At 57.3% G+C, this 10957-nt stretch carries 10 protein-coding genes; 5 read left to right on the top strand and 5 right to left on the bottom strand.

The features are described from left to right. Positions 1-3 precede the first annotated feature (3 nt). The 5 genes from ACYVIS_RS02525 to ACYVIS_RS02545 all read right to left on the bottom strand — a co-directional run bounded on the left by ACYVIS_RS02525 (position 4) and on the right by ACYVIS_RS02545 (position 4985). On the bottom strand, positions 4-870 hold the full coding sequence (locus ACYVIS_RS02525) for an alpha/beta hydrolase (protein WP_460873170.1): 867 nt from the start codon (positions 868-870) through the stop codon (positions 4-6). 158 nt (positions 871-1028) lie between these two features. Continuing rightward, positions 1029-1952, bottom strand: a complete 924-nt coding sequence (locus ACYVIS_RS02530) for an endonuclease/exonuclease/phosphatase family protein (RefSeq protein WP_232742113.1) — start codon at positions 1950-1952, stop codon at positions 1029-1031. 156 nt (positions 1953-2108) lie between these two features. Next, positions 2109-3914: an aspartate--tRNA ligase gene (aspS, locus tag ACYVIS_RS02535; RefSeq protein WP_460873171.1), complete on the bottom strand. Its 1806-nt coding sequence runs from the start codon at positions 3912-3914 to the stop codon at positions 2109-2111. A gap of 32 nt (positions 3915-3946) precedes the next feature. After that, positions 3947-4615: a DUF502 domain-containing protein gene (locus tag ACYVIS_RS02540; protein ID WP_232742111.1), complete on the bottom strand. Its 669-nt coding sequence runs from the start codon at positions 4613-4615 to the stop codon at positions 3947-3949. 16 nt (positions 4616-4631) lie between these two features. Continuing rightward, the gene (locus ACYVIS_RS02545; RefSeq protein ID WP_232742110.1) at positions 4632-4985 is read right to left on the bottom strand and encodes an FmdB family zinc ribbon protein; all 354 of its coding nucleotides are present in this window, start codon (positions 4983-4985) and stop codon (positions 4632-4634) included. A 605-nt stretch (positions 4986-5590) separates the two neighbouring features. On the opposite strand from ACYVIS_RS02545, the gene ACYVIS_RS02550 reads away from it, so the two are divergent. The 5 genes from ACYVIS_RS02550 to ACYVIS_RS02570 all read left to right on the top strand — a co-directional run bounded on the left by ACYVIS_RS02550 (position 5591) and on the right by ACYVIS_RS02570 (position 10510). After that, positions 5591-6367, top strand: a complete 777-nt coding sequence (locus ACYVIS_RS02550) for an ABC transporter ATP-binding protein (protein ID WP_460873172.1) — start codon at positions 5591-5593, stop codon at positions 6365-6367. A gap of 25 nt (positions 6368-6392) precedes the next feature. After that, a complete protein-coding gene (locus ACYVIS_RS02555; RefSeq protein WP_460873174.1) occupies positions 6393-7397 on the top strand; it encodes an ABC transporter substrate-binding protein in 1005 nt (334 codons plus the stop codon). 82 nt (positions 7398-7479) lie between these two features. Then, positions 7480-8202: an ABC transporter permease gene (locus ACYVIS_RS02560; RefSeq protein ID WP_460873176.1), complete on the top strand. Its 723-nt coding sequence runs from the start codon at positions 7480-7482 to the stop codon at positions 8200-8202. Next, positions 8189-8968: an ABC transporter permease gene (locus ACYVIS_RS02565; RefSeq protein WP_460873177.1), complete on the top strand. Its 780-nt coding sequence runs from the start codon at positions 8189-8191 to the stop codon at positions 8966-8968. The genes ACYVIS_RS02560 and ACYVIS_RS02565 overlap by 14 nt, the downstream gene beginning before the upstream one ends. 39 nt (positions 8969-9007) lie before the next feature. Next, positions 9008-10510 carry a carboxylesterase/lipase family protein gene (locus tag ACYVIS_RS02570; protein ID WP_460873178.1) on the top strand — a complete coding sequence of 501 codons (1503 nt, stop codon included), beginning with the start codon at positions 9008-9010 and terminating at the stop codon, positions 10508-10510. Positions 10511-10957 lie beyond the last annotated feature (447 nt).

Consider the following 10957-nt stretch of genomic DNA (forward strand, 5'->3'; position numbering starts at 1 on the left):
GCTCTACAAACCCATCAGCTTGAAAATCGCCCGCGTCAGGGCCGACTGCGGATTGCGCAGATCCATCAGGATATTGAAATGATTGGTGCCGGCGACCTCAAGCGCCGATCCCTCATACCCCTGGGCCTGCCAGCCGTGCAGATAGTCCTGGCTTTGACGCTTGAATTCCGCTGTTTCGTATTCGCCCCAGGCCACCAGGATAGGGCACCCCTGTTGCGGCAAATGCATTGCCGGGCTGAGGCGCTGCGCCGATTTCTTGTCGAGCCTGGCCCAGGCATTGATATGCGTGTGTACGAGCGGACGCACATCGAACAGGCCGCTGATGGGGCTGGCGCTTTGCACTATATTCGAGGGCACATCGAAGGCATCGTGCCAATCGCGGGCCAGCAACATGCCTGTCAGATGGCCGCCGGCCGAACTGCCGCTGACATGCAGGCGTTGCGGATCGCCCCGATACTGACCAATGTTCTTGTATACCCAGGCCAGCGCATTGCGGCATTGCTCGACAATCGTGTCCAGCGACACCCCGGGCGCCAGCGAATAATTGACGGCCACCACGGTGGCGCCCGCGGCATGAAACGTGGGCGCCATGAACGATGAGTCGTCTTTGGACAAGGCGCGCCAATAGCCACCATGAATAAATATATAGACCGGTGCGCCGGCGTTGGCGGCAGGGAAAATATCCAGCGTTTCATCGGGATGATCGCCATAGGCTACCGACAGGCTGCCCGCGACCTGCTGCCGCGCCAGCTCGCTGTAGTCGGCATATTCCTTCAAAAATGGCAGGCAGTCGGGCACCGATGCCCGCGCATTGTATTGGCGGTCGATCTCGTCGAGCGAATAACCGACAGGGTTGAAGCTGGTGTTCATGTTTCGGTTCCTGATGTGTCGAGGCAAGTCCGGAACCGCCGCAGGCAGACCGCAAGCCCATTGGGTTCTTGTGACGATGACGCTTTTATACCAGATGAACTCCATACAGGGGCGGCTCCAGGGCCGCCCCTACGACAATCGAAGCCAAATGCGATGCGTCAGGGAAGTTCGAGTTCGGCGAACAGGGGGGCGTGGTCGGAAAGTTGTTTCCAGGGCGCGCCCTGCAGCACACGGGCATTGCGCACGGCAAAGCCGCGCTGGTAGATGCGGTCCAGGCGCAGCCACGGAAATGCGGCTGGAAAGGTGCGGGGAGGCAAGGCAAGACGGGCCGCTCCGTTCATGCTTAGCTGGTGCAGCTTGCCCACGGGGAGTTCGTTCAAGGGCGCCGTATAGACGCCGTGCATGCCTAGCTCGTGCATGGATCGCGGCAATTGCAAAGGCTTGGGCAGGCTGCGCAGGCTTCTGCTCAGGCGCTTGACCGAATTACGCAGGCTGGGCGGTTCGGCGACGGGATGCTCGGGCGCGACGGCAAACACTTCGCACAAGCCCAGTTGCTGCACGAACAAAGGGGCCAGACGATTGTTCCAGTCGTTGAAGTCGCCGGCAATCAGGATAGGCTCATCGGCCGGGACCAGACGTTTGATGCGCTCCACCAGGGCTTCCACCTGGCGCGACCGGCTGCCCGCAAACAGGCCCAGGTGCACGACCAGGCAATGCACCGACGTGTTGTTGATTTCAACCTTGACATGCAGAAGCCCGCGCTGCTCAAGGCGATGGTCGGAGATATCCTGGTTTTCCTGGCTAAGGATGGGAAAGCGCGACAGCAGCGCGTTGCCGTGATCGGTGCGGTGACGCACGGCATTGCAGCCATAGGCCGTATTCATGCGCAGCGCCGCCCCCAGCGATTCGTGCTGCGCGTCGAGGCTGGAGCGGCGCTCGTTGCGACCCTGGACTTCCTGCAGAAAACATAAATCGGGGCGCAAGCCGTACAGCCCCAAACGCAAGTCTGCCATGGATTCGCGGCTGCCCGTTGCCGAGCGGCCTTTATGAATGTTGTAGCTGACTATGCGAAGTACTGACACGGACAATCTCGTTAATATTTTGACATCCCGCACCGCGCAGGCCTGTCTGTTTTGATCGTACTCTTTTCCGGGTCGAATGCGATAGGGGATAAACACTGAGGTGTAGGGACGAAAAAGGGCGGCCACAAGGGCCGCCCCTACGCCGGCATGCATTGGCTACGAAGATAATACCTGCTTGGGTTCAACGCCGCGCAAGCGGATGTGCAATTCGCGCAATTGCTTTTCATCCACCGGGGAAGGAGCCTGCGTCAGCAGGTCCTGCGCGCGCTGAGTCTTGGGGAAGGCGATGACATCGCGAATCGATTCGGCGCCGGCCATCATGGTAACCAGGCGGTCCAGGCCGAACGCCACGCCGCCATGCGGGGGCGCACCGTACTGCAACGCGTCGAGCAGAAAGCCGAACTTGTTGCGGGCCTCTTCGTCGTCGATATTCAAGGCGCGGAACACCTTGTTCTGCACCTCGGCGCGGTGGATACGCACCGAGCCGCCGCCAATCTCCCAGCCATTCAGGACCATGTCGTAGGCTTTGGCCAGGGCACGGGCGGGATCGTTCTCGAGATAGTCTTCGTGACCGTCCTTGGGGCTGGTAAAGGGATGATGCGCGGCAAAGTAACGGCCTTCTTCCTGATCGTATTCGAACATGGGAAAGTCGATGACCCACAGCGGCTTCCAGCCTTTCTCGAGCAGGCCGGCCTGCTTGCCGAACTCGCTGTGGCCGATCTTGACGCGCAAGGCGCCAATGGCATCATTGACCACCTTGGTTTTGTCGGCGCCGAAAAAGATAAGATCGCCGCTTTGCGCACCGGTGCGCTCGATGAGCTGGATCAAGGCGGTGGCATGGATATTTTTTACAATAGGCGATTGCAAACCATCGGGAATCGAAGTGGCATCGTTGACCTTGATGTACGCCAGGCCCTTGGCTCCGTAGATGCCGACGAACTTGGTGTAGGCATCGATTTCGCTGCGCGGCATGCTGGCGCCGCCAGGCACGCGCAAGGCCACCACACGGCTGCCGACATCGTTGGCGGGAGCCGAGAACACCTTGAAATCCACATCCTGCATCAGGTCGGAGATATCGGTGAATTCGAGCTTGACGCGCAGATCGGGCTTGTCGGAACCATAACGGCGCATGGCTTCATCCCACGTCATGGTGGGGAAGACCGCCGGCAGCTCGACCTTTTGCACCGCGCTGAACACGTGACGGATCATGCCCTCGAAAATCTCGCGTATCTGCTCTTCGTTGAGGAAGGAGGTTTCACAATCGATCTGTGTGAACTCAGGCTGGCGATCGGCCCGCAAATCCTCATCGCGAAAGCATTTGGTAATTTGATAGTAGCGATCGAAGCCCGCCACCATCAGCATCTGCTTGAACAGCTGGGGCGATTGCGGCAAGGCAAAAAACTCGCCCGCGTTAACACGGGAAGGCACCAGGTAATCGCGCGCGCCTTCGGGCGTGCTCTTGGTCAGCATGGGGGTTTCGATATCGATAAAACCCAGCGCATCGAGGTACTTGCGCACTTCGATCGACACCCGGTAGCGCAGCATCAGGTTGCGCTGCATTTGCGGGCGGCGCAGATCCAGCACCCGATGCGTCAGGCGCGTGGTTTCGGACAGATTGTCATCGTCGAGCTGGAAGGGCGGCGTGACCGACGGATTCAGGATTTCGATCTCGCGGCACAGGATTTCAATTTCGCCCGAAGCCAGTTCGCTATTGGACGTGCCTTCGGGGCGCAAGCGCACCAGGCCGGTTACGCGCACACAAAACTCATTGCGGATTTTCTCGGCAATTTCAAAGGCCTGAGCGTTATCGGGATCGACCACGATCTGGGCCAGACCGGCACGATCGCGCAAGTCGATAAAAATCACACCCCCGTGGTCACGACGACGATGAACCCAACCAAACAAAGAGACTGTTTGATCCAAATGGCTTCGAGAAACCTCGCCGGTGTAGCAGGTACGCATGAAGGATTACTCCGTGTAGAAAATTCTTGAAATCAGGGTTTGTCTTGCGGATTGGGACGGTCGACAGCGTCGAGCTCGGCGAAAGCCGTATCGTTGCTCTCGAGAGCCTTGCTCACGGCCGGCGCAACGACACCCATGGAAACGATGTATTTGAGCGCTGCATCGACGCTCATGTCCAGAACATATACATCTTGACGCGGCATCATTAAAAAGAAACCGGATGTGGGATTCGGTGTGGTCGGTACATACACGCTAACGTGCTGGCCCGGCAGGTGCGAGGCCACCTCGCCGCTGGGAGCACCGGTTAGAAAGGCAATGGTCCAGGAGCCCTGACGCGGATACTGCACCAGCACCGCTTCACGAAACGCCTGGCCGTTGGGAGCCAGCACCGTGTCGCTGACCTGCTTGACCGAGTTGTAAATCGAGCGCACCAGAGGGATGCGGCCCAGTAACTTTTCCCAGCGGTCGACAAAAGCGCGGCCTATGAAATTGGCTCCCAGCAAGCCGGTAACCAGCACCACCACCAATACGAGCACGACCGGGAAACCCGGAATCCGTATTCCGAACAGCGATTGCGACGAAAGGAAACTGGGCACGAAACTTTCGATCGTGCGAATCAAAAGCATAATGACCCAGACCGTAATGACTAACGGAATCCAGATCAGTAGGCCGGTAATAAAGTACCGTTTGAAGATACGCATGTATGCCCTAGTTTGCCTACGTCGACGACGCAGCAGGCGTTGAAGGAGGAGAAGACGAAGCGGGTGCCGCCGCGGGAGCCGCCTTGCTCTCGGAAGATGAGGCCGGTGCCGCGGCTGCGGCGCCGTCGGCCGCTTTTGCCGCGCCCGCGGCGGAAGCGGGCTTGCCGTCGGCTGCGGGCTTGGCGCCATTGCCGCGGAAATCGGTCACATACCAGCCCGAGCCCTTCAATTGAAAGCCCGCCGCTGTGACCTGCTTGGAATAAGTGCTTTGACCACATTCAGGACACACTTTCAACAGCGGATCCGACATTTTTTGCAGCACATCCTGCTCATGTCCGCAGGCGCTGCATTTGTAAGCGTAAATAGGCACGAAAAATCCTTGAAAAGCCCGATCGGAAACTGGCTTCGCCCTCCCGCGCAAAAAGCAATACGCACGAAACAGGGCTCGCGGCGATGTCAAAAGGACTGAGGCAACGCCGAAACCGCCCTCTGCAAAGCAGCATCAAGGGCGGCGGCTCGATCAGGCTCGTTAAAACAGCCAATAATCAGAAAAACGTTTGATTTTAGCCTTTTTTGACCCACAGCGCGGCGTCACGATCCGCAGAGACCCCTTGTACGGGCCTGTCGCCACGCAAGAAAACGCAGGCCCACAAGCGTCGGCCTGCGATCTCCCAAAAGCCCGCAACACGAACGGGGATGGCGACCCAGGCAGAGTGAGCGAGCTTGAGTCCGCCGCGGCCGCAGCCTGGATCGGACGATGCGAGCGCCACCCTGCCTGGGCCGCCACCCCCGCGCCTTAAGAACACGGATGAATACTCGCATGCTAAATCGGAATACCCGAAGCATCGACACCGCTCTGCAATTAGCCTAGGATTGAGCAAATTCCACTATAAGCAACAGCCATATCCTGCGGATAGGACAGCATGATATAAAACCCCATAGCCGGCGGCGTTTGTGAACACACAAAGAACCGACATGAAAATAGAGACAAAAGAAGTAGTTATCGATTTCCGAGACGTCGTAGTAGAGCTTGGCGGACAAAAAATATACGATCGCCTGAGCTTCCAGGTAAAAAAAGGAGAATTCGTCTGCTTGCTGGGGCCATCGGGCTGCGGCAAATCGACAAGCCTGCGGGTCATGGGCGGACTGCTGCCCATCGCAGCCGGAACCGTCCGGATCATGGGCCTGAGCCCATCCGTGGCCTGGTCCAGGATCGCGTATGTTTTCCAATCGCCCCGACTGGTGTCCTGGCGCAACGCACTGGGAAATGTACTGCTGGGCACCGAACTGCGCTTTGGCTCGAAAAACAAAAAAGCCCGCGAACAAAAAGCGCTTGAACTGCTGTCCCTGGTGGGCCTGTCGAAAGACGTACACAAATATCCCTCCATATTGTCGGGCGGCGAAAGGCAGCGAGTCGCCATCGCCAGGGCCCTGGCTGTGGATCCGGAAATCATTTTCATGGACGAGCCCTTCTCCGCCCTGGATCCCACCACCCGGAAAAAAATGCGCTCGGAAATAGAGCAAATATGGCAAAAGACCGGCAAGACCATCGTCTTCGTCACTCACGATATTGAAGAGGCATTGCAACTGGCCGACCGAATCATCCTGCTCACAAAAAAACCCACTTCGGTCAAAGAAGATTTTCCTCTGGAAGAAGCCCGGCCGCGGGATTTGTCGTCATCGACACTCGCGGTACATCGCGACCGGCTGCTTGAGACTTTCAAGGCCATCGAGTCCTGCATCGAAACCTGATCAATCGCACAGCAAGGAGCGGCACATGAACAGAAGAAATCTATTGAAAATGGCGGCCATCGCGTTTCCCAGCCTGATGACGATAGCCCGGCCGGGCTACGCCCAGGCGGCACGCAAAAAAATCACCTATGCGTACCTGCTCGACCCGGCCTATGACGCCGTGGTATGGGCGATCAATAACGGCAAAGTGAAATCGGACCTGATCGATGTGGAAACCAAGGGTCTGGCGATCCCGCAATTGCTTCAATCGACGTCGTCGAAACAGTACGACGTCATCATGACAGCCGTGATCGGCCTGCCGGCCGCAGCCTCCAGGGGTCTGGAGCTGCGCATCCTGAATACCGCATTGCGCCAATCGAAGGGTGGATTGGGCGGAGGCATCTGGGTAAAAAAAGACAGTCCCCTGCAAAACCCGAAAGAATTGAAAGGCAAGATACTCGGTTCCTATAGCCTGAAGTCGACCGGCTATACGCAAGTACGAATAGCGCTGCAAAAGAAATACGGGATCAACACCGATCTGCAAGGCGGCGACCTGAAGCAGTTGCAGATTCCCGCCTCGAACCTGCCTGCGGCCTTGTCCCGGGGAAGCGTGGACGCGGCCACCCTGATTCACAGCCAGGCGTACAAGGCAATCCGTTCCGGCGAATACCGGACCATAGCGGAAACGGCCCGGGACAACATCGAAATGTTCAAAATGCAATTTGTCAGCGCCGTCAACGTGTCGTATCCCGAGAAGCTCGGCGCCGATCCCAAAGCCTATCTGGAATTCATCAGGATGTTCGATGAATCGATCAAATATGCCTTGAGCCATCGCAAAGAGGTATTCGATTCAGTTGCACAAAAAAGCGGCCTGGACCCGGCCTTCTTCGACTGGTGGTTCGGCAATGTTTCGGAAGTGCCGGGCGATTTCACCAAAGAGCACGCCGCGGCCATCGACAAGTTCTATGAGCTTTCGGTAGAGCTGGGCGTTATAAAGAAAGCGGCCCCGGCGGAATCCTTCCTGTGGGACAAACTGACCGTCAAGGCGTAGCGGTCAGCCCGAATCACATTCACCCAAGGCCATACGGCAAAGCGCCCGCAACACCATGTCCCGAAAAACAACCGCGACCCACATGTTTACGCTTTTATGCCTTGCGGGCTGGGGCATCGTTTCGTGGGTCAGCCCCTCGTACCAGATGCCCAGCCCCGTCGCCGTGGTGCAAGGCGTCTGGAAATTCCTGTCCAACCCGAATCTTCTGGAACAGCTGGGGTTTTCGCTTTATCACGTGGGAGCGGCAATATTCCTGTCGTTCCTCATCGGCGCCTTGCTGGCCCTGATCCCCTATTACTTTCCGGTTTTCCGCTTTGCCATTCATCAACGGTTCGGCGCGTTTCTGGGGTCGTTCTCGGGGGTCGGATGGGCTCTGCTGGCCGGCATGTGGTTTGGAATCAATTCCATATCCGTCATATTTGCCATTAGCGCGGTGCTGATTCCCTTTGCTTTAATAAACCTGAGCAGCGGTCTAAAGAATCTGGATGCCGAACTGCTGGAAATGGGACGGAGTTTTTCACGCAACCACTTGCGAATTCTGCGAAAAACCATTCTGCCCTTGCTCTACCCCTACATTTTCGCCACGCTGCGGCTGATGTTCAGCGTGGCCTGGAAGGTAACGCTTGCCGCCGAACTGTTCGGCGGCAACTCCGGATTGGGGTACCTGATTAATCTGGCGCGCCAGGACTACGACACCACCACTATCTTCGTCATCATCTTTTTAATCATCGCATTTGTTTACAGCACCGAACGTTTCTTCTTTAAACCCATACAGGCCCGCTTCGACGACTATGCAAAAATCTGAGCGCCCTGAAGGCTGGCAAAGGAATGTGCTGGGGCGTTGCCTGGGCGAGTTGCTGGTTGTCCTGTTTTTGGCAATCTGGTGGATAACCGCCAAAGGCCTGCCCGATTTCGTCTTGCCGGGCCCACAGGCCGTCGCAAAAAGACTGTTCCAGCTGCTGACCGACAAAGAGTTCCTGGACAACGCTTTCGTGTCCACGGTACGCGTTGTCCTGTCTGTTTTCATTGCCTGCGCGATAGGCGGCGTACTGGCCCTGATAGCCAATACCGCCTCGGCATTCGAGGGCATCATCAGCGAGCGCATCAAGCCTTTTTTGAATTCATTTCCGTCCATAGGCTGGGCCATACTGGCCTCCATCTGGTTCAAGGCGGGCAACTTCGGCGTGGTTTTCGTACAAGTCGCCATCTTGATCCCCTTCTGCCTGATCAATATCGATCAAGGTTTCCGTTCTATAGACAAAGAACTGCTGGAAATGGGAAGAAGCTTCACGCGAGCCTCCGCCAGAGTCTGGCTCAAGATAAACCTGCGCCTGCTGATGCCGTTCATATTGGCCGCCATAAAAATATCGTACGGAATTGCCTGGAAAATCGCCCTGGTTTCAGAATTGCTGGGGGCGCCCAACGGGCTGGGATACATGATGCTGCGCGCTCAGTCGACCGCCGAAACGGTCACCTTCCTGGCCGTTTGCTTCGCTATCGTTTTTATTTTCATGCTGGGCGACCGTTTGATTCTGGCGCCTCTCGAGAAAAAATTTCCGGTCACCAAATAGGCGGCAACCATTTTTGAAACCCACTTTGAAGGCCAGCATATGGATCAGATTCAGCAAAATGCAGATTGCCACCTCATAACCCGTCTCGGCGCCATTAAAGGCAGCGTGATTGACAACGTCCGCATCTACCGGGGCGTGCCGTATGCCACATCTATGGTCGGCGAGCGACGCTTCAGCCCGCCCGACCCGATCGAGTCCTGGCAAGGGGAATACGATGCGACGCGCGACCGGCCCATTGCGCCTCAAAACAAATCCCGTCTGGCGGCCGCCATGGGCGACTTTGCATTGGAGCAGGACGAAGACTGCCTGACTCTCAACATTTGCGCTCCGAATTCACAATTCGGTAAACATCCGGTCATGGTCTGGATACACGGGGGCGCCTTTACCAGCGGCGCAGGGTCATTACCATGGTACTCGGGAGAACACCTGGCCAGAAACGGCGATGTCATTACGGTGGGCATCAACTACCGGCTGGGAGCCCTGGGCTTCCTGTACCTTCCGGGCCTGAGCGATGGCAATCTGGGCTTGAAAGATCAACTACTGGCGCTGCAATGGGTCAAGGACAATATCGAGGATTTCGGCGGCGACCCCGATAACATTACATTGGTGGGACAGTCGGCCGGCGGCGCATCGATCGCCGCGCTGCTGACCAAACCGGGCCTGGACGGCCTGTTCAAACGAGCCGTGCTGCAAAGCGCTTCGCTCGGCAGGCTGTTCAGCCCCCCGGAAGCAGCGGAAAAGACGGCCCATTCTTTCCTGAAAATTCTCGGCATAAACCCGCAGGAAGCCCATAAGCTGAAACAGTTGCCCGTGGCGCAACTTTTGGCCGCGCAGCAATCGCTGGGCATTGCCGAGCACAAACTCGCCCAGACCAAGCCGCCATTCTGGCTGGTTCGAGACGGAGAGTTCATTGCCAGCGAACTGCTCGACAGCCTCGATGCGGGCCGCAGCCTGAATGTGGATTTGCTCATCGGAACGACACGGGAAGAAATGGCCGCGTTCTATCATTTCGACGCGAAAATACAGAGTGCGGACAATCGGATTGTCGATGATCTTTTCCACGCGGAATTCGGCGACAATGCCGCCCATTATTTGAATTCATATCGGCAAAGGCGGGCAAAGCAGACGCCTGCCGCTCTATTGGGCGATCTGTATACCGACAAGGTGTTCCGGCGCGATTCCCTGCTTCTGGCCGAACGGTTCAGTCAGAAAGGACTGGCATCGTATGTGTACGAATTCGACTGGCAGTCTCCCAATAAACTGGAAGCATGCCATTGCCTGGAAATACCATTTGTATTCAAAAACCTGGAGCATTGGGTCGGATCGCCCATGCTTGAAGGGCTAGACCGGGAAGAGTTCCATGGTTTGTCGAGCTCAATGCAGAAGGCATGGGTGGCGTTCGCTCATTGCGGCAACCCCAATCATCCGGGCATCCCTCAATGGGATCAATACACGGCAACGGGCAGGAACGTGATGCATTTCGGCAGCGTGATCGGGCCACAAAAGGCGCACATTATCGGTGACCAGAGCGACCACACGTGAACTGGATGATTTTTGGTCGAAGTGTTTACGGGATTTGACGGATTGGTATGTAAAGACGCCGTCTATCGGGGCTTGGGGTCAGGACCGGCACGGCGTGCTTAATCCGGGTCTACCTCGTCCAGGCGGGCGTCGGGCCAAACTCGCTACGCCGCTGGCGCGGCTGCGCTCAAACATGGCCCGCCGAAGGCCCCCGCCTTCCCTACGGTAGCACCCGGCGCACGCCTTACGCCGGCCCTGACCCCAAGCCCCGATAGACGGCTCGCGTTGTAGCATGCCTGGAATGAGCTTGCCCGTACCCATGTCTCTATCACGTGGCCACTACACCACGATGTGCCAAACCATGGATTTATTAAGCGTCCGACGCTTCAACATCTCTCTCTATGCATTTCCTCAACGCAAGCCGCAGGGTGGGCGGTGCTGTGTAGTCCGGCGGTAGTCCAGCGCCGG

The organism is Paralcaligenes ginsengisoli (assembly GCF_054781135.1).

Bases quoted from the DNA above. Each gene is read 5' to 3' on its own strand.
- aspS (WP_460873171.1), bottom strand. From the start codon at position 3,914: ATGCGTACCTGCTACACCGGCGAGGTTTCTCGAAGCCATTTGGATCAA.
- ACYVIS_RS02560 (WP_460873176.1), top strand. From the start codon at position 7,480: ATGTTTACGCTTTTATGCCTTGCGGGCTGGGGCATCGTTTCGTGGGTC.
- ACYVIS_RS02565 (WP_460873177.1), top strand. From the start codon at position 8,189: ATGCAAAAATCTGAGCGCCCTGAAGGCTGGCAAAGGAATGTGCTGGGG.
- ACYVIS_RS02540 (WP_232742111.1), bottom strand. From the start codon at position 4,615: ATGCGTATCTTCAAACGGTACTTTATTACCGGCCTACTGATCTGGATT.
- ACYVIS_RS02555 (WP_460873174.1), top strand. From the start codon at position 6,393: ATGAACAGAAGAAATCTATTGAAAATGGCGGCCATCGCGTTTCCCAGC.
- ACYVIS_RS02525 (WP_460873170.1), bottom strand. From the start codon at position 870: ATGAACACCAGCTTCAACCCTGTCGGTTATTCGCTCGACGAGATCGAC.
- ACYVIS_RS02550 (WP_460873172.1), top strand. From the start codon at position 5,591: ATGAAAATAGAGACAAAAGAAGTAGTTATCGATTTCCGAGACGTCGTA.
- ACYVIS_RS02570 (WP_460873178.1), top strand. From the start codon at position 9,008: ATGGATCAGATTCAGCAAAATGCAGATTGCCACCTCATAACCCGTCTC.